We start from the raw sequence: 19,247 nt of genomic DNA, 5'->3' as shown, positions 1-19,247 counted from the left end.
GCAGGTATTCGGCCACCCGGGCAACCCGCCCGAGTTGCTCACCCGGGTAAGGGTTCCCCCCCTGATCATCGCCGCCGAGGACGAGTGGGAAGGCGTCGACGACGCCGACAACGACCCGCTGCAGGCCCAGCGTCTCTTCCCCGACGCACGTCTGGTGACCGTCCCCGGCGCCGGGCACATGGTCCTCGTCGAGCAGCCCGAGGTCGGCACCGCCGCGATCACCGACTTCATCGCCGAAGTCGAGAGCAGGTAGGCGATGATGTGCATGATCAAGGATCATTGGCGGCGCATCCTGGTGTTCGCGGGTGCGGCCGCATTCGTCTATTTCGTCTTCCCGTCTGTGATCTATGTCCTCGTCTGGCGGACGCGCTGGCAGCCGGCGGTCGATACTCTCCGGTGGTTCAACAAGAGGTCTCGGGCTCGGACCCTGAAGTCGGCCGGCAAAAAGAAGCGCTCCGCCGCCGCGGTGCATCACGTAGGTCGCAGATCAGGCAAGGAGTACGTCACCCCGGTGTGGGCGCATCGCGTGGGGCCGTCGTTCTATATCGGTCTGCCCTACGGAACCGGTGTCGACTGGCTGCGGAACGTCCGCGCCGCGGGTGGCTGCGACATCGAGCACGACGGGGTGCGCTATCGCACCATCGACCCGGTCGTCGTGCCGGTGGCGTCCGTGCCCGAGAGGCTGGGCCGCAAGCGGAAGATGTTCGAACTCATGGGAATCAGGTCTCTTCTCCGTGTGGACATCGCATCGTCTGTGGGCGACGTCTCCTGAGCCACGAACCACCCATCGTCAACCAAGGTTGACGATCCTCTGTGGCGGGTGCACTCTGGATTCCATGAGAACAGCATCGGGCGGGGACGACGATGAGACGCCCGTCGAGCAGTTGACCCGCATCGCGTCGCTGCGTCGGGACATCGCGCGCGAAGAAGAGGTGGCGGTGCGTCGCGCACGCCAGTCCGGCCTGTCCTGGGCCGAGATCGGCTTCCTGCTGGGTGTCTCCAAGCAGGCCATGCACAAGAAGTACCGAAAGGTCGGGTGAGACCGATTCAACCGCTGCACGACGACGCCGTCGTCGACGGTCTGGGCGCCGACCTGCGCTCGCTGCGCTACACCACCGACGGGGTGGGTGATCTGCTCGGCGAGCCGGCCAACGACGCGTTGGGTCGTGGAATCTGGTGGCCCGCCCTGCACGCAACCCGGCACGCGCCCGCGGACGACGCCGGACTGGCCACCGTCGCCAGGCTATTCCTGCTGGGTTCCGACGAGCCGGAAACCGATGTCGGACAAGCATTCCCCACTGTTGGCGTGGATGCGCTGATCGCCAACGGGGTGCTCGCGAGGTCAACGGAATCGACGGTGCGGGCGGTCCTGGACATCCGGCCACACGCGGACGACGTGGCCGACTACCTTGTCGTCTCCGACCAGGACGCCGCGATGCGCAGTGGGCCGGTCGCGCACGACCACGTGCTCGGCATCGGGGGAGCGTCTGTGTCGTTGGCACGCGCGGTCATCCGGACACCCGTGCGGCGGGCGCTCGACATCGGTACCGGGTGTGGCATCCAGGCTCTGCACCTCGGTGCGCACTGCGATGAGATCGTCGCCACCGACACCAACCCGCGTGCCCTGGCCGTCGCGCGTGCCACCGCGCGACTCAACGGAATGCGCTGGGATCTGCGCCCGGGCAGTCTGTTCGAGCCGGTGGCGGGGGAGCGCTTCGACCTCATCGTCTCCAATCCGCCCTTCGTCGTCGGGTCGGGTGCGCAGGACTACATCTACCGCGATTCCGGCATGGTCGGCGACGCGCTGTGCGCGGAATTGATACGCCAGATCCCCGAACACCTCAACGCCGGCGGCACGGCCCAACTCCTGGCGAACTGGATCGTCCGCGACGGGGAGGACTGGCGCGACCGCGTCGGCGGGTGGCTCGCCGGCACCGGGTTGGATGCGTGGGTGGTGCAACGCGAACTCGCCGATCCGATCAGCTACGTCTCGTTGTGGCTCTCGGATGCCGGCGAGTCGCCCGAGGCCGTCGCCGATCGGGGCACCCGATGGCTCGACTGGTTCTCCGAAAACTCGATCACCGGCATCGGGATGGGGCTGATCACCCTCCGTCGACGTGGTGACGGTGAGGCGGGTGAACCCGATCAGGTTCTCGAGGAGATCACCGCGGCCGGCCAGGAGGTGACCGGACCCGAGGCGCAGGCGTTCCTGGCGCGGCGCCACTATCTGCGCACCACGTCGGATACCCAGTTGCTCGGCGCACGTCTGTGCACCGCTCCGGTCTTCCTCGACGAGCAGTCCCTGCCGGGAGAGGAGGGATGGCAGCAGGTCTCGGCGAGCGTGCACCGGCCCGGCGGTCCCGGGGCGGTGCTGGGCGTCGACGAGGTGTCCCGTGCGCTGTTTGCGGGGTGTCGGGGCGAGGTCCCTCTCGGCGCCCTGATCGACCTGCTCGCCGGATTCCACGGGGTGGACCCGGATGCATTGGCCACGGCGGCGTTGCCCGTGGTCCGCGAGGCGATCGGTCGTGGGATCCTGCATCAGGCGACCTGAACGGTGCGATCTGGCTCGGGCGAGGGTTCACCCCGACCGCCCGGCGTCTGGGCCCGGGACCGGATGTCGTGCATCAGCATGCCGGGCAGGCGGTGCAGCTTGTCGATGCGGTAAGCCTCCCGCAGCTCCGCCCACGCCCAGCAGATTCCGAACACCACGAGCACCACCGCAGCCGACGTCAGCAGATCCCACGGCCGGTGGGCGACATGGATAGGAATGACGACGAGTGCGAGGGCCTGCAGCACGTACGAATCGAGACTGCGCGTGCCGGTCATCACGAGCGGGCGCAGCCAGTCCTTGTGCCACCACCGCAACAACAGTCGGAAGACGCCGTACACGGCGGGGACGGCCAGCCATGCCCCGACCGCGCGTGCCGGGCGGAAGTCCAGCTTGTCCGCGAGTGCCGGCTCGAACGCGACCCACGGCCCGGTGTCGATCCCGTAGTGAAAGGCCAGTGCCACACCGACGGCCACGGCGACGATCGCTGCCAGTCGGCGATCGATCAACTCCGGCACCCGCCAGTCACGCCACTTCCATCCGACGACGACGGCCGGTATGAACATGATCTGCCAGGCGGCCCAGTTCTGGATGCGATGACCGGCGGTGTGGGCGGTCAGATAGAACCAGTCCGGCGACCACATCAGCGAGACCGCATACAGCACGAGCGAAGCCGCGAGGATGGCGGCCCACCAGCCCCGCATCAGTATCGGGAACAGCAGGTAGGCCGATGACAACAAGACCATGTAGAGCAGCAGGATGTTGCCGCCGCTGGGGATGTAGCGCATGGTGACGGCCAATTCGAGACCGTGGCCCCACCCGTCGACGGGGAGCAGCAGGGTCAGCCATCGGTGCCCGGCCAGGGCCGCCACCAGCGCGCACAGTGCGATCGTCAGCTGACACACGTAGAGGGTCGCCAGCCGCTTGGACAGGCGCCAGTATGCGTGACGCAGCGAGACGCGTTCGATCCAGCGGCGGTACACCAGGCCCAGCACGAGTCCCGACAACAGCACGAAAGCCGACATGCCGTCCACATACGGGAATGCATGTGTCGGCGCGGCCAGATGCGTCCCCTTCGCAAAATGGAGCGAGATCATGCTCCAGATCGCGAGCCCCCGGGTCGCATCGATGGCGAGATCTCGGTTCACGGGGCGCAACTCTACCCACCACCGACCACCGCCCCGATCTTCCCAACCCACCCCACGGAGGACGAGAGCACCCCTCTCTCGGCCTCCGTGGGGCGGGGTTTGTTGGGCGGGTGTCTGTGGGTGGTGGGTCGCTGTTGGGGCGGGTTGGGAGCCTAGCGTTACGAGTAGAGGTTGGCGATCGGGCCCTTGTAGGTGTCGTGGATGACGTTGCGCTTGAGCTTCATCGTCGGCGTCAGCTCACCGGAATCGATGGTGAAGTCGGTGTCGAGGATGTTGAACTTCTTGATCGCCTCGGCGGCCGACACGGTGGCGTTGGCCGACTTGACCGCCTCGTCGATCTCGGCCACCAGTTTCTCGTGCTGCGCGAGGTCGGCCAGCGACGTGTCGGCGGGCAGGTTGTGGCGTTCCAGCCAGCCGGGGACCGCCTCGGCGTCGATGGTGATGAGGGCGGCGATGAATGGCTTCTGGTCGCCGACCACGAGGCACTGACTGACCATCGGGTGCGCCCGGATGGTGTCCTCGAGTTGCGCTGGCGAGACGTTCTTGCCGCCTGCGGTGACGATCAGTTCCTTCTTGCGTCCGGTGATGTAGAGGTAGCCGTCCTCGAGACGTCCGATGTCGCCGGTGTAGAACCAGCCGTCGACGATGGACTCGTCGGTGGCCTTCTGGTTGTGCCAGTAACCGCCGAAGACGACCGCCCCCTTCAGCATCACCTCGCCGTCGTCGGCGATCGCCACCGACATGCCCGCGATGGGGCGGCCGACCGATCCCACACGCTGATGGTCGGCGTTGTTGCCGGTGATACCGGCGGTCGTCTCGGTGAGGCCGTACGCCTCATAGACCGGTATCCCCACACCGCGGAAGAAGTGCCCGAGGCGGGCGCCGAGCGGCGCGCCACCCGAGATGGCCGCCTCACATTGGCCGCCGAGTGCGGCGCGCAGCTTGCCGTACACCAGCACGTCGAAGAGCATGTGCTTGAGTTTCAGGAATAGACCGGGGCCACCGGTCTCGAGAGCCTTGCTGTACTCGATGGCGGTGTCGGCGGCCATGTCGAAGATCGCGCCGCGGCCGCCGTCGTCGGCCTTCTGCTTGGCCCCGTTGTAAACCTTCTCGAAGACTCGGGGCACCGACAGCACGTAGTTCGGCTTGAACACCGCGAGATCCTCGATGAGGTTCGGGATGTCACTGGTGTGTCCGAGCAGCACGCCGTTCTCGATGCAGGCGACCGCCACCGCCCGGGCGAAGATGTGGGCCAGCGGGAGGAACAGCAGCGTGGACTTGCCCTCTTCGAGGCCGGCGGCCAGGGAGGTGGACGCCGCGGTGCTTTCGGCGAGGAAGTTCGCGTGGGTGAGAACGACCCCCTTCGGCCTGCCGGTGGTTCCCGAGGTGTAGATGAGCGTCGCGGCGTCCGACGAGACGGCGTTGGCGTGGCGCGCGTCGAGTTCCTCGTCGCCGATCTTGGTCCCGCGTTTGCTGACCGTCGCGAGTCCGTGATCCTCGATGATGAGGGTCTCTTTGAGGTCGGGGGCCTCGTCGATGACCGAGAGATGCTTGGTGTAGTGGGCGTGCTGTTCGACGAAAAGCATCGAGGTCCCCGAATCCTCGAGGATCCATTTGACCTGGTCCGGCGCCGACGTCTCGTAGATGGCGACCGTGACGGCGCCCGCGCGCCAGATGGCGTAGTCGAGGACGGTCCATTCGTAGCGGGTCGACGACAAGATGCCGACGCGATCGCCGGGCTTGATACCCGATGCGATCAGCCCCTTGGCCACCGCATCCACCTCGTCGACGAAATGTCGCGCGGTGACGTTGACCCACTGGTTACCGGACCGCTTCTTCAGCAGCGGCATCGTAGGCCGCTCGGATCGGTAGCGGAGGATGCTGTCGACGGTGGTTGCCTTGTCCTCGATGGACACATTCGACGGGGTGGAGTACTGCTCCACGACTGCTCCCTTCCGCGCGGAAAATCGACATAACGGACACGGCGGCGCCCGGCGGGCGACGTCGTCATCCGGTGTTGGTGTCACCGACAGTAGCACTAAAGAGTGGCGGTCATCACAGCACGCGCCGACGTCGGCGCCGTCGCGGCGATCTCGGAAGCGACGTGCGCGCGCAACGATGCCTCCTGTGGGCGTGTGGCCGATTACAGTTGAGACCGATGAACGAGACAGACTGCGCATGAGCAAGCCGGACGACGAGCGGGACATGCCCGCGGAGGGTTCCGTCGAATCCTTCGACGACCTTCACATCGACGACCGTGTCCGGCAGGCCATCGCCGACGTCGGATACGAGACACCCTCACCCATTCAGGCGGCGACGATTCCGCCGCTTCTGGCCGGACGCGACGTGGTGGGACTCGCGCAGACCGGAACCGGAAAGACCGCGGCGTTCGCGATCCCGATCCTGTCGCGCCTCGACATCTCGCAGCGTCATCCGCAGGCGCTGGTCCTGGCACCCACCCGTGAGCTCGCGCTGCAGGTCGCCGAGGCATTCGGCCGGTACTCGTCGCACATGCCCGAGGTGCGGGTGCTGCCCATCTACGGCGGACAGAGCTACGGCGTGCAGCTCGCCGGGCTGCGACGGGGCGCGCAGGTGATCGTCGGGACACCGGGCCGGGTCATCGACCACCTTGATCGGGGCACCCTCGACATCTCCGATCTCTCCTACCTCGTTCTCGACGAGGCCGACGAGATGCTCACCATGGGTTTCGCCGAGGACGTCGAGAGGATCCTCGCCGAAACCCCCGACGACAAACAGGTCGCACTGTTCTCGGCGACCATGCCGAGCGCGATCCGTCGCCTCGCGCAGCGTTATCTGCACGATCCGCAGGAGATCACGGTCAAGTCCAAGACCGCGACCGCCCAGAACATCACCCAGCGCTACCTGCAGGTCTCCCACCAGCGCAAACTCGACGCCCTCACCCGTTTCCTCGAGGTCGAGACCTTCGACGCGATGATCGTGTTCGTGCGCACGAAGTCGGGCACCGAGGAACTCGCCGAACGGCTACGGTCGCGGGGATTCTCGGCTGTCGCGATCAACGGCGACATGGCGCAGGCCCAGCGCGAGCGCACCATCAATCAGCTCAAGAGCTCCCAGATCGACATCCTCGTGGCAACCGACGTCGCGGCCCGCGGCCTCGACGTCGACCGCATCTCGCATGTGGTCAACTACGACATCCCGCACGACACCGAGTCGTATGTGCACCGCATCGGCCGGACCGGACGCGCCGGGCGCTCGGGCAATGCCCTGCTGTTCGTGTCCCCCCGTGAGCGGCACCTGCTGCGGGCGATCGAACGGGCGACCCGCTCGACGCTGACCGAGATCGGTCTGCCCAGCGTCGAAGACGTGAACGCGCAGCGGGTGGCGAAGTTCGCGGACTCCATCACCGAGAACCTCGCGTCCGACCACCTCGACATGTTCCGCGGGCTGGTGGAGAACTACGCCCGCGACAACGACGTGGCGATGGCCGACATCGCGGCGGCATTGGCCCTCGAGACCCGCGACGGTGGATTCCTGATGGCGCCGGAACCGCCGGAGTCCGAGCGTCCTCAGCGCCGGGAGCGGGCACCACGCAGCTCCGGCGGCCAGTTCGCCACCTATCGCATCGCCGTGGGCCGCAAGCACAAGGTGTCCCCGGGCGCGATCGTGGGCGCCATCGCCAACGAGGGCGGCCTGACCAGGGGAGACTTCGGCAACATCAGCATCCGCGACGACTTCTCGCTCGTGGAGTTGCCCGAGAACCTCGACAACGAGACCCTGGCGTCGCTGCGGCACACCAAGATCGGTCGCAACCCCATCGATATCCGGCGCGACTTCGGTCCGCCGCGTGGTCGGGGAGGAGCGAAGCGCGCACAGGGTCAGCGAGGCGGCGGGCACGGTCGCGACGGTCATACGAAACGACCGGACACCTGGGGTAAGCGGGGCACACCGCGCGTCGCCGGCCGCGGCCGCGACTGACCGGCGTCGCGGCCCACCGCTCGATCTCGTCCCGCGGTGATCACGCACTTGCCGGATCGAGATAATTCCGTAACCTTTTGTGGTGGGGTCATGAGGGACCCCGAGCGCAACAACGTGAACAGGGAACGGTGAGTCACCAGTGTCCGTGGTGAATTCGATAACAGCAGCCGATGCGGTGTCGCATTGCGAGCACGATCACGCGGTGATCGTGGATGCACGCCCGCAGGTCGTACGGCATCAGGGCAGCCTTCCGGGTGCCGTCGTGGTGGAGCCGACGGATGTGCGGGAGCGGTTCACGCCGACCCCTTCGGGAACGTTCCCCGTCGTCGGTGACCCCGACACCGAGATCGCCGTGGTCTCCGTGACTTCGCAGGCGCCCGTCATCGCCGAGGAGATCGCCGATCTCGGCTACCGGAACGTGCGCTACGTCGACGGTGGCTTCCGCGCGCTGCGCAACCTCGTCCAGCGCTAGGGCACCGCGGCCAACCCTGCGGGCGGGGTCGGCGTCGGTGTTTTGCGCGTATCCTGCTGCACAGATGAGCGGCGACGAATCCAGCCGACGACGCCGGACCGGGCGTCGGCGAGGAGGGATCGAACACGAGCATGGCCGAGGGAACCGACGCGCCGCGCGATGACCGGGTCATCCGCCTGATCGGTTTCCTGCATGATCTGGTGCGGTCCCGTTCGGAGGTCGTCAGCGACATCGAGCAGCATCCGGGTGTGGTCTGGGTCGGCAAATCGACCCGCATCCCGGTGCGCGCCTCGGCCGGACCCGGGCAGGTCGTCTGCGAGGTCGGCGCCGGTACCGAGGCGCACGAGCAGGTGTCCCGGCTCGTCGATGAGCTGCACGCGAACCCGGAAACGCTCGAACTGGTGTTGGCCAACGCCCTGCTCACCGTCTCCGACACCGAATCCGACGGGGTGCCGCTGGTGCGTGAGCACCTGCTGACCCAGCAGGTCATCGCCGACCGCGACGACACGGCCGCGATCCGGATCATCCTCGGCACGGGTTCGGCACCGATGGTGCACGATACGCATCTGCTCACCGGGATCGGCGGGATCGACCTGTCGGGCGCGGTGAAGGCCCGCGGCAGGCTCGGCGAACTGCCGAGCGCGGTCTCCGGTCAGGTCGGCGCGCTGGTAACCGCCTGGCGCAACCGGATCTCGCCGGACACCGACACGGTGTCGCTGTCGGTCGACATGAAGCCCGCGCTGGTCTTGCGCCGGCGCGGGGTCACCGCGGCCCTGAAGTTCTACGACGCCATCCTCTCCGACCTCCGCGCCGCCAACCCCGCCGATGTCCCGATCGGCCTCGCGCAGCTCGTCGAGCCGATCGAGGCCCCGCAACGCCTCGACGCCCTCATGGCATCGGGTGCGCTGCCACCCGAGGACCTCGTCCGCGACGCCCTCTACCCGCTGCCGTCCAACGTCGAGCAGCGCGACGTGCTCGCCCAGCTCGGGGTCGACAGCGGGGTAGTCGTGGAAGGTCCACCCGGCACCGGCAAGACCCACACCATCGCCAATCTGACCTCGGCGCTGCTCGCCAAGGGTCAGCGCGTCCTCGTCACCAGCGAGAAGGCCCAGGCCCTGCACGTCCTTCGGGACATGCTGCCGGCGGAGATCCGCGACCTCACGGTGTCCATCGCCGACGTCGGGCAGGATCATTTCGCGTCCACGGTCTCCGGTGTCGAGGCGATCGCCCAACGCAAGTCGGCGCATCAGCCACGTGTCGCCGCCGCCGAGATCGCCGATCTGCGTTCGAAGCGCGAGCAGGCGCTCGACAAACGGGAGCGGGTGCTACGGGCCCTGTGGAGCGCGCGGCAGGCGGAGACCGAGGTCCACGAATGGGTCGCCGGTGACTACCGGGGAACCGCGGCTGCGGTGGTCCGTCAGTGCAACCGCGACGCCGCCCGCCACGGGTGGCTGCCGGGGCCGGTGGACGGCGCGCTGCCGCCCCTCGACGCCGGCGAGTTCGAACGCCTCCTCGACCTGCTCCGGACGACGACGGGTACGTCGTCGAGGCTGGGGCAGCGTCTGCCGGATCTCTCCGATCACCTGCCCGAACCGGCGCACCTCGAGCAGATCTGTGCGCGCATCGCCGGCCGCCCGGCCGAACCGATGGTGGGCAGCGGTTCGCTGCTCGCGATCCTGTCCGATGTCGACAGTCCCCGTCTGGTGCGGATCAAGGAGATCTGCGATCACCTCGCCGCCACGTGCGGGGAAGTGTCCGCGTTCCGGCCGACGATGGTGGACATGGCCGACCGGTTGCTCGACGGTCAGGCCGCACACCTGTGGTCGCGGGTCGGCGCGCTTGCCCCGATCATCGCCGACGCGGCCGTCCGCGACCGCGCCCTCGGCGCGCACTCGGTCGTCGTCGAGGGACACCGACCGGGTGACAGCGCGATCTTCCGGGCCGCCGCCGATCACATCGCCGAGGGCGGGCGATGGCGTGGGCGGCTGCGGCGATCGCCGCAGCAACGCGCCGTGGAGGAGACCGGGGTGCGCGCCACCGTCGACGGTCGCGACGCCACCGACGAGCAGGGACTGCAGATGGTCGCCGATCACCTCGCCGTGCTCGACGCCGTCGCGCAGGTTCAGCGGGTGCTCGCGGATCTTCATGTCCCGGTGGACAATTCGGGATCGCGGTCAGGGCAGCTGAACAACCTGGTGGTGCTGGACCGGCAGCTGAGCTGGATCTCGGACCTGCTCGCCGGGCGTGACCGGCTGGTGCGTGAACTCGAGGCGATCAGCCCGGGTGGTCCCCGACCACGCAGCGTCGCCGCCGTCGCCGAGGTGGCCGCGCAGGCCGGTGCGATCGCGGCCGCCAACGACGCCGTGCTCGCCGAGAAGGAACTCGCCGACCTCGCCGGCCGGCTGTCGTCCGAAGTCGAGCTGGGGCCGTCGCCCGAGGGGGATGCACTCGTGGCCGCGCTGGCGACCGCGGACGCGCAGGAGATCCGCTCCGCGCGCCGTGCCTGGAACGCGGCACGCCAGGAGTTGACCGCGCAGACCGCGCTCGACCTGCTGACGTTGCGGCTGCGGGCCAAGGCGCCCGAGTTCTTCCGGTTGCTGCGCGACACCGCCGACGATCCGGCCTGGCCGGCCCGGTTGCGTGATGTTCCGCCGGCGTGGGCGTGGCGGCGTGCGCAGACCTGGGTCGCGCAGCGCAGCGATCCCGATCTGGAGGCGCGCCTGCAGGCCGACCTCGACGAGCACGACTCCGACATCGCGGCATTCACCGCGCGTCTCACCGCCGCCCGGGCCTGGCTGGCATGCCTGGATCGGATGAGCGTCGCCCAGGTGCAGGCCCTGCAGTCCTTCCGCGACCACATGATCAACCTCGGCAAAGGATCGGGCAAGCACGCCAATCGTTTCCGTGCCGCGGCACGCGCCGCGATGTCGGAGGCGCAGACCGCGGTGCCTGCGTGGATCATGTCGATCGGTCAGGTCGCCGAGACGGTGACGCCACGCCGCGACGCCTTCGACGTGGTGATCGTCGACGAGGCGAGTCAGGCCGACATCACGACTTCGTTCCTACTGTGGCTGGCGCCGCGGGTGATTGTCGTCGGCGATGATCGGCAATGCGCGCCGACCGGACTGTCGGGCACCACCCTCGAGGACACGTTCGCACGACTCGACTCCCATCTACCCGATCTCCCGCACTATCTGCGCGACGGACTGACGACGCGGTCGAGCCTGTTCTCCCTGTTGCGCAGTCGATTCGGACATCTGATCCGGCTCCGTGAACACTTCCGGTCGATGCCCGAGATCATCGAGTTCTCGTCGCGTCAGTTCTACTCCGGGGCACCGTTGATCCCGGTCCGGCAGTTCGGCGCCGACCGGTTGCCGCCGCTGCGCACGGTGGCGGTACACGGCACCGCCACCGGTCAGGGCGCCTCGCTGATCAACGAGACCGAGGCGGCGGCGGTCGTCGAGACGCTGACGGCCTGTCTGCGCGACCCCGCCTACGACGATGCGGATTTCGGGGTCATCGCCCTGCAGGGTGCCAAGCAGGTCGACGAGATCACCCGCCGGCTGCGCGCGGTGATCGACGACGAGGTCTGGCGCACCCGCCGCATCCGGGTGGGGACACCCCCGGACTTTCAGGGCGACGAGCGGCGGGTGGTCATCCTCTCGATGGTCGTCTCGGATCCCGACGCGATCGCACCGCTCACCCGCGCCGAATCCCAGCGCCGGATCAACGTCGCCGCGTCACGGGCGATGGATCAGATGTGGTTGTTCTGCTCGATCGACCTCGACCGGCTCAAACCGACCGATCTGCGCCGGTCGCTGCTCGGCTACCTCGTCGCCAACGAGGGACCGAGTATCCCACCGATGCCCACCGATGTCTCCGATACCCAACGCGTGCAACCGTTCTCGAGCCTGTTCGAGCAGCGGGTCTTCAACCGTCTCGTCGAGCGCGGCTACCACGTGGTGCCCTCGGTGACCGTCAACAACCGGGTCATCGACCTGGTGGTGATCGGGTCGGATGCGCGGATGGCGGTCGAGTGTGACGGCGATTCGTTCCGCACCACCGGTGAACAGGCTCGTTCGGACCTCGAACGCGAGCGCGAACTGCGACGGTGCGGTTGGGAATTCTGGCGCGTGCGGGAGTCCGAATACGAACTCGACGCCGACCGCGCGCTCGCGGGCCTGTGGGAGGCGCTCGACCGGCGAGGGGTCAAACCGGGGTCGGTGGCGTCGTCGGAGGCGACCGGCCGATCCGGCCTGCATTGGGAGCCGATCGATCTGAGCGCAGGAGAGTGAGTGCCGGTCGGCTCAGCGCCCGGCGCGGACGGCCTCGAGAAGAGCGGGTAGGCCCAGTGCCGCCGAGGCCCGGACGCTGTGGGTGACCCGATCACTCAACGCCGATGGTTCGGGGTTGAACTCGATCACCGGGACGCCGCGTGCGAGCGCGCGTTCGGGTAGCCCGGCCGCTGGGTAGACGATCCCGCTGGTTCCCACCACGATGACGACATCGGTTACGGCAAAGGCGTTCTCGGCCTTCGACCAGGACTCGGCGGACAACGGTTCACCGAACCAGACGACGCCCGGACGTACCGGGGCCAGGCAGTGCGGGCACATCGGGGGTTCCACGCGGAGTCGCTCGACGGCCCGATCGGGTTCGACGTCGGTGCCGCGGTATGGCCGCCCGCAGTGGCTGCACCGGGGCGCGAAGAGGCTCCCGTGGAGGTGGCTGACGACGTCGCTGCCGGCGCGCTCGTGCAGATCGTCGACGTTCTGGGTGACCACCATGACGGCACGGTCGGCGGCGAGTGCCGCCAACGCGTGGTGCCCGGCGTTGGGTTCGGTGTCGCGCACCAGGCGGGCGCGCCACTGGTACCAGGCCCACACCAGCGCCGGATCGGCCTCCCACGCCTCGGGGGTGGCCAGTTGCGCCGGGTCGTACCGTTCCCACAGACCCGTCTCGGCGTCGCGGAAGGTGGCGATGCCGCTCTCGGCGGACATCCCGGCCCCGCTGAAGACGGTGACCCACCTGGCGCTGCGCACGATGTCGACAGCCGCAGCGGGCAGGTCGAGCTCGGATCTCCCGGCGCCCGTCATCGTGGATCGGACTCAAGGGCGGCGCGGAGGATCTCCGCGGTCTCGTCGGGGTTCGGATCGCGCCGCACCACGAGGCCCTTGGCGAAGCTGAGCTTGTCGCCGTCGTGGCGCGGTACCACGTGCAGGTGGGTGTGGAAGACGGTCTGGAAGGCGGCCCGGCCATCGTTGACCACCAGGTTCACCCCGTCGGCGGCCAGCGCTCCCGACCGCATCGCCGCGGCCACCCGCTGGCCGGCGGCGAACAGCCGGCCGCCGATCTCGGGATCGAGGTCGGCCAGACGTGCCGAGTGGTCGCGGGGGACGAGCAAGGTGTGTCCGCGCGTCACCGGACGGATGTCGAGGAAGCCGATCACGGTCTCGTCGGAGTAGACCGTCCGGGACGGTGCCGAGCCCGAAATGATGTCGCAGAACACACACGATGTCATGACCAGACACCCTACTTCTGCGCGCCGTCAGGTCGCGGTCGGCAGCGCCCGGACCTGCGCCGCAAGGTAGTGCGGCACGTCACATAACGATTTTATAACGGTCCCCGAGTGGGTCACTTGACCCCGAACGAGCGCTCGGGCGCGGCCTGTCATCTGCGAGTATTCGGAGAGCCTGGAAAAGCTGTTCGGTGAACACTTGTACTACTCGCAAGGTTACCCACGGGTATACCGGCGGGTCACCGTCAAACATGAGGAAACCCTCATTTTCGTGTGTCATCATGGGTGCACGTTCACGCCGATAGGGACTCGCGGATGAGTCCTGTGCCGCCAGAAGTGTTGCGCGGCAGGTGTGATCAGCCAGTGTGTCAAAGAAGCGCTGCACTGGGAAATCCGAAGGCCACCAGTCCGACCGACCTCGCGTGGGCGTCACCTGTGCCCACGTCACCGCCAGACAACACGACAAGCCGACCCGCGACACCTTGTCGAGACAGAGGAGAACCCGTGACCGTCGACCAATTCCGCTCAGGCTCTCAGGGCTCATCGCACTCCGACCGCCCGACCGCGACCCTGATCGACCGGCTGACCGACGGGGAACCGTACGCGATCAGCTTCGGCGGCCAGGGGTCGCCGTGGCTGCCCACGCTCGCCGAACTCGTCGTCGATGCAGACCTCGAGCACCGCATCGCGAACATCGTCAACGCCGCGGAACAGATCATCGATCCGGTCGCCGATCAGATCATCGTCGCGGGCGCCGACGGTTTCCATCCCCTCGCCTGGGTGCGTGCCCTCGACTCCGGGGAACCGGTGCCCACCGACACCGAGCTCGCCGACTTCACGCTGTCCGGCCCGGGCGTGCTGCTGACCCAGCTCGCCGCGATCGAAGCGCTCAAGAAGCAGGGCCTCGACACCACACGGATCCCACCGACCGCGGTGATCGGCCACTCACAGGGGTCCATCGCGACCCACGCCATCGGTGTCGACGGCCACGTCGCCGAATCCGGTCAGGGACTGCTGCTGGCCATCGCCAACCTCATCGGCGCGGCCGGTAGCCTCGTCGCCCGCCGCCGCGGCCTGTCGACGGCCACCGAGGGCACCCCGATGCTGGCCGTGACCGCCTCCCCGTCCCGCATCGAGGCGATCCTCGACGAGTACCGCGCCGGACTGAGCGCCGACGAACTGGCCACCGCCCCGGTGGTCGCCATCCGCAACGGGCGTCGTTCGGTCGCGCTGGCGGGCGCACCGCGCCACCTCGCCGCCTTCACCGCGCTGTGCGAGCGCATCGCCGCCGACGAGGCGGACCAGCGCAAGCGCAAGCTGACCGGTGGTGCTCCGTTCGACCCGAAGTTCGATCACCTCAACGTGAGCGTCGCCTTCCACCACCCGTCTATGACCGACGCCGTGGAACTGGTGGGGCAGTGGGCCGAGGCCTGCGGTATCGACCGCGCCGTGGCCGAAAAGCACGCCACCGACCTCCTCGTCGATCCGGTGGACTGGGTCGAGACCGTCGACGGTGTCGTGCAGGCCGGTGCGAAGTGGGTCCTCGACTTCGGCCCCGGCGATCTGGCCACCCGACTCACCTCGTCGCTGGTCCGCGGCCAGGGCGTAGGCCTGGTCCCGGCCGCCCTGCGCGTCGGCCAGCGGAACCTGTTCAGCCCCGGAGGCATCCCCGAGGTCGCCCGTCCCTGGACCCAGTTCGCTCCGCAGCTCGTGGAGCTCCCGGACGGCCGCAAGGTCGTCGACACCGCCTTCACCCGCCTCACCGGCCGCTCGCCCATGCTGCTCGCCGGCATGACGCCGACGACGGTCGATCCGGCGATCGTCGCCGCCGCCGCCAACGCCGGACACTGGGCCGAGCTCGCCGGTGGCGGCCAGGTGACCGAGGGCATCTTCGCCGACAACGTCGCCAAGCTGACCGACCTGCTCGACGACGGCCGTCAGGCACAGTTCAACGCGCTGTTCCTCGATCCCTATCTGTGGAAGCTGCAGCTCGGCGGTAAGCGCCTGGTGCAGAAGGCCCGCGCGCAGGGCGCGCCGATCGACGGTGTCGTCGTGTCCGCCGGTATCCCCGAGCTCGAGGACGCGGTCGCCCTCGTCGACGAGTTCGTCGAGGCCGGCCTGCGCTACGTCGCCTTCAAGCCGGGCACCGTGGAGCAGATCCGCGCCGTGGTGCGTATCGCCGCCGAGGTGCCCCACCACCCGGTGATCGTGCAGATCGAGGGTGGCCGCGCCGGCGGTCACCACTCCTGGGAGGACCTCGACGACCTGCTGCTCGCCACCTATGGTGAGCTGCGCGTGCGCAACAACGTGATCATCTGCGTCGGCGGCGGCATCGGTACCCCCGAGCGTGCCAGCGAATACCTCACCGGCGCATGGTCGGTGGCCTACGGCTACCCGGAGATGCCGCTCGACGGCATCCTGGTCGGCACCGCCGCGATGGCCACCAAGGAGGCCACCACGGCTCCCGAGGTCAAGCAGCTGCTCGTCGACACCGAGGGCTGCGACGAGTGGATCGGTGCCGGCCACGCCACCGCCGGCATGGCCTCCGGGCGCAGCCAGCTCGGCGCCGACATCCACGAGATCGACAACACCGCGTCGCGCTGTGGCCGTCTGCTCGACGAGGTCGCCGGTGACGCCGACGCCGTCGCCGAACGTCGCGACGAGATCATCGCCGCGATGGCGAACACCGCCAAGCCGTACTTCGGTGACATCGCCGAGATGACCTACCGACAGTGGCTCGACCGCTACGCGACCCTCGCCGTGGGCGACGGCCGCTCCGACCAGCTGCCGTGGGCGGACATCACGTGGCAGCAGCGTTTCGTGGAGATGCTGCAGCGCACCGAGGCCCGGATGAACCCCATCGATTCCGGCGAGGTCCCCACGATGTTCGCCGACATCGCGAGCACCGACGACCCGCACGCCGCGATCGACGCGCTCGGCAGCGTCTACCCGGAGATCGAGGTCGACGTCCTGCATCCCGCCGACGTCGCGTTCTTCCTCGGCCTCTGCCGTACCCCGGGCAAGCCGGTGAACTTCGTTCCGGTCATCGACAAGGACGTCCGTCGCTGGTGGCGCAGCGACTCGCTGTGGCAGGCCCACGACCCGCGCTACCCCGCCGACGCCGTGTGCATCATCCCCGGCACAGTGGCGGTCTCGGGTATCACCCGGGTCGACGAGCCCGTCGGTGAACTCCTCGACCGTTTCGAGGCCCAGGTCGTCTCGGATCTGGCCGGTGTCGGCGTCGAGGCAGTCGCGGTGGAGACCCGCAAGCGCAACGGCCTGGTGGCCGGCAGTGGTGCGCTGGTGTCGGTCATCGAGGCCGACGACGTGGAGTGGGTCGGCCGGATGGTCCCCAACCCCATTGCGTTGCTCGGTGATCGCGATCAGTGGCAGCTCGTGGATCCCGATCGCGCCGAGCATGAGCCGACCGGCGCCGTCCTCGAACGTAGGGGTGAGGACCGCTTTGACCTCGTGGCCCCCATCTCCGGTGCCTCCGTCCGCATCCCGCTGCACGTCGACGCCACGGTGCGCGACGGCGGTAACCCGCGGGTCGGCATCGACGAGGCGTCGCAGGCGATGCGTGAGATCCTGACCGTCGCGGCCGGCGGCAGCCTCGCCGAGGTCGCCGACGGCGTCTCGGTCACCACCGTCGCCTGGGATCCGGACTCGGTGGCCGATCACGCCGCCGTCACCGGTTACACCATGCCGGCCAACCTGCGGCCGACCACACCGACCGAGCCCTTCGGCTTCGCCGTCCCCGACACCCTGGTGGGTGCCTCCTGGCCGAGCGTCTTCAGCGTCATCGGTGCGGCCCTGACCGAATCCGGGCAGCCCGTCGTCGAGGGTCTGCTCGATCTGGTGCACCTCGACCACGCTGCCGCGATCGTCGGGGAGATCCCCACCGTCGCAGCCGAACTCACGGTCACCGCACGAAGCGGCGACGTCTATGACGCCGAGGTGGGTCGGGTCGTCGAGGTGAGCGTCGAGATCACCGGTCCAGCCGGTGCGATCGCCACCCTGCAGGAGCGCTTCGCCATCCGTGGCCGCCTCGGCTCGGCCGAACTGGCCGATCCGGTGCGCGCCGGCGGTGCGACGTCCGCGGAGGGTTCGGCGACCCGCAAGCTGCTGCGGCAGGCCACCATCACGGCACCGACCCGGATGAACGGCTTCGCCGCCGTCTCCGGTGACCGCAACCCCATCCACACCGACGCCAACGCGGCCAAGCTGGCCGGACTCGGCGACCCGATCGTGCACGGCATGTGGCTGTCGGCCGCTGCCCAGCAGGTCGTCACCGCCACCGACGCCAAGCACCCGATCCCGTCGGCGCGTCCGCTGCTCGGCTGGACCGCACGCTATCTCGGGATGGTGCGCACCGGTGATGCCATCACCCTGCGCGTCGACCGCGTCGGCCTCGACGCCGGCCGCGAGGTCATCGAGGTCAGCGCCAAGGTCGGCGACAACCTCGTCATGAGCGCGACCGGCCTGCTGGCCGCCCCGCGGACGGTCTACGCCTTCCCGGGTCAGGGCATCCAGAGCAAGGGCATGGGCCTCGACGCCCGCTCGCGGTCGAAGGCCGCGCGCGAGATCTGGGACCGCGCCGACAAGCACACCCGTGCCGCGCTGGGCTTCTCGATCCTGGCCGTGGTCCGCGACAACCCGACCACCCTGGTCGCCAACGGCGAGACCTACCACCACCCGGACGGCGTGCTCTACCTGACGCAGTTCACCCAGGTCGCGATGGCGACGCTCGGTGTCGCGCAGATCGCCGAACTCAAGGAGGCCGGCGGGTTCGTCGAGGGCGCCATCACCTGCGGTCACTCCGTCGGTGAGTACAACGCGCTCGCCGCGTGCGCCGGCGTGCTGCCGCTCGAGGCCGTGCTGGAGGTCGTGTTCCAGCGCGGGTCGGCGATGCATCACCTGGTGCCGCGGGATGCCAAGGGCCGCAGCGACTACCGGATGGCAGCCATCCGGCCGAGCCAGTTCGGGTTGGCCGACGCCGACGTGACCGACTTCGTCAAGCAGATCGGCGACGAGATCGGGGAGTTCCTCGAGGTCGTCAACCTCAACCTGCTCGGCTCGCAGTACGCCATCGCCGGCACCGTCCGCGGCCTCGAGCACCTCGAGGACGAGATCGAGCGTCGCCGTCTGGAGTTCGGCGGCAAGCGGTCGTTCATCCTGGTGCCCGGTATCGACGTGCCGTTCCACTCCACCGTGCTGCGTGCCGGCGTGCCGGAGTTCCGGTCCAAGCTCGAGGATCTGCTGCCCGAGAACATCGACCCGGAGATCCTCGTCGGCCGCTACATCCCCAACCTGGTCCCGCGTCTATTCAACCTCGAGCGTCCCTTCGTCGAGGAGATCGCCGCGCTCGTCCCGTCGGATCCGCTGAATGCGGTTCTGGCCGACTGGGATTCGTGGGCAGCCAAGCCGAGTGACCTGCTTCGCGTGGTGCTCATCGAACTGCTCGCCTGGCAGTTCGCCAGCCCGGTCCGGTGGATCGAGACGCAGGAACTGCTGTTCGCCGGCACCGAGCGTGATGGCCTCGGCATCCAGCGGTTCGTCGAGATCGGCCTGAAGGGCGCACCGACCCTGTCCGGCCTCGCGACCAAC

12 protein-coding genes are annotated in these 19,247 nt (G+C 68.6%); 8 read left to right on the top strand and 4 right to left on the bottom strand.

The window, feature by feature from the left end:
- The 4 genes from GORHZ_RS19410 to GORHZ_RS19395 form a co-directional block, all read left to right on the top strand.
- Positions 1-253: alpha/beta fold hydrolase (locus tag GORHZ_RS19410; RefSeq protein ID WP_006335987.1), on the top strand; the 253-nt coding region annotated here is incomplete at its 5' end.
- A 12-nt stretch (positions 254-265) separates the two neighbouring features.
- Entirely contained in the window at positions 266-772 is a 507-nt protein-coding gene (locus GORHZ_RS19405) for a PNPOx family protein (RefSeq protein ID WP_040532556.1), read from the top strand.
- Positions 773-836: 64 nt separating this feature from the next.
- On the top strand, positions 837-1,040 hold the full coding sequence (locus GORHZ_RS19400) for a hypothetical protein (protein ID WP_006335985.1): 204 nt from the start codon (positions 837-839) through the stop codon (positions 1,038-1,040).
- Positions 1,037-2,551, top strand: coding sequence for a DUF7782 domain-containing protein (locus tag GORHZ_RS19395; RefSeq protein WP_006335983.1), 1,515 nt, complete (start codon positions 1,037-1,039; stop codon positions 2,549-2,551). The genes GORHZ_RS19400 and GORHZ_RS19395 overlap by 4 nt, the downstream gene beginning before the upstream one ends.
- Here the strand turns inward: GORHZ_RS19395 and opgC are convergent.
- On the bottom strand, positions 2,539-3,645 hold the full coding sequence (gene opgC, locus GORHZ_RS19390; RefSeq protein ID WP_373279619.1) for an OpgC domain-containing protein: 1,107 nt from the start codon (positions 3,643-3,645) through the stop codon (positions 2,539-2,541). The two genes, GORHZ_RS19395 and opgC, sit on opposite strands and share 13 nt — an antisense overlap.
- A gap of 209 nt (positions 3,646-3,854) precedes the next feature.
- Positions 3,855-5,639, bottom strand: a complete 1,785-nt coding sequence (locus GORHZ_RS19385; protein ID WP_006335980.1) for an AMP-dependent synthetase/ligase — start codon at positions 5,637-5,639, stop codon at positions 3,855-3,857.
- 235 nt (positions 5,640-5,874) lie between these two features.
- On the opposite strand from GORHZ_RS19385, the gene GORHZ_RS19380 reads away from it, so the two are divergent.
- The 3 genes from GORHZ_RS19380 (at position 5,875) to GORHZ_RS19370 (ending at position 12,420) form a co-directional block, all read left to right on the top strand.
- The gene (locus GORHZ_RS19380) at positions 5,875-7,653 is read left to right on the top strand and encodes a DEAD/DEAH box helicase (RefSeq protein ID WP_006335979.1); all 1,779 of its coding nucleotides are present in this window, start codon (positions 5,875-5,877) and stop codon (positions 7,651-7,653) included.
- 139 nt (positions 7,654-7,792) lie between these two features.
- Positions 7,793-8,125: a rhodanese-like domain-containing protein gene (locus GORHZ_RS19375; protein WP_006335978.1), complete on the top strand. Its 333-nt coding sequence runs from the start codon at positions 7,793-7,795 to the stop codon at positions 8,123-8,125.
- Between the two features lie 131 nt (positions 8,126-8,256).
- Entirely contained in the window at positions 8,257-12,420 is a 4,164-nt protein-coding gene (locus tag GORHZ_RS19370) for a PDDEXK-like endonuclease domain-containing protein (RefSeq protein WP_006335977.1), read from the top strand.
- Between the two features lie 12 nt (positions 12,421-12,432).
- Here the strand turns inward: GORHZ_RS19370 and GORHZ_RS19365 are convergent, their stop codons facing one another.
- Both GORHZ_RS19365 and GORHZ_RS19360 read right to left on the bottom strand, forming a co-directional pair.
- Positions 12,433-13,218 (bottom strand): SIR2 family NAD-dependent protein deacylase, encoded by a 786-nt coding sequence (locus GORHZ_RS19365; RefSeq protein WP_006335976.1) that lies wholly within the window; start codon positions 13,216-13,218, stop codon positions 12,433-12,435.
- Positions 13,215-13,643, bottom strand: a complete 429-nt coding sequence (locus GORHZ_RS19360) for an HIT family protein (RefSeq protein ID WP_040532553.1) — start codon at positions 13,641-13,643, stop codon at positions 13,215-13,217. The genes GORHZ_RS19365 and GORHZ_RS19360 overlap by 4 nt, the downstream gene beginning before the upstream one ends.
- A 501-nt stretch (positions 13,644-14,144) precedes the next feature.
- Between GORHZ_RS19360 and GORHZ_RS19355 the strand changes: the two genes are divergently transcribed.
- Positions 14,145-19,247 (top strand): fatty acid synthase subunit beta domain-containing protein (locus GORHZ_RS19355; protein WP_006335974.1); only part of this gene is annotated, 5,103 nt, incomplete at its 3' end.

The organism is Gordonia rhizosphera NBRC 16068, assembly GCF_000298195.1.
Taxonomy (GTDB): Bacteria; Actinomycetota; Actinomycetes; order Mycobacteriales; family Mycobacteriaceae; genus Gordonia; species Gordonia rhizosphera.
The sequence above is the reverse complement of the archived record's forward strand: the minus strand, read 5'-3'. Positions and strand labels throughout refer to the sequence as shown.

Coding starts and splice junctions, on each gene's coding strand:
- GORHZ_RS19360 (WP_040532553.1), bottom strand. CDS start 13,643: ATGACATCGTGTGTGTTCTGCGACATCATTTCGGGCTCGGCACCGTCC.
- GORHZ_RS19400 (WP_006335985.1), top strand. CDS start 837: ATGAGAACAGCATCGGGCGGGGACGACGATGAGACGCCCGTCGAGCAG.
- GORHZ_RS19380 (WP_006335979.1), top strand. CDS start 5,875: ATGAGCAAGCCGGACGACGAGCGGGACATGCCCGCGGAGGGTTCCGTC.
- GORHZ_RS19365 (WP_006335976.1), bottom strand. CDS start 13,218: ATGACGGGCGCCGGGAGATCCGAGCTCGACCTGCCCGCTGCGGCTGTC.
- opgC (WP_373279619.1), bottom strand. CDS start 3,645: ATGATCTCGCTCCATTTTGCGAAGGGGACGCATCTGGCCGCGCCGACA.
- GORHZ_RS19405 (WP_040532556.1), top strand. CDS start 266: ATGATCAAGGATCATTGGCGGCGCATCCTGGTGTTCGCGGGTGCGGCC.
- GORHZ_RS19370 (WP_006335977.1), top strand. CDS start 8,257: ATGGCCGAGGGAACCGACGCGCCGCGCGATGACCGGGTCATCCGCCTG.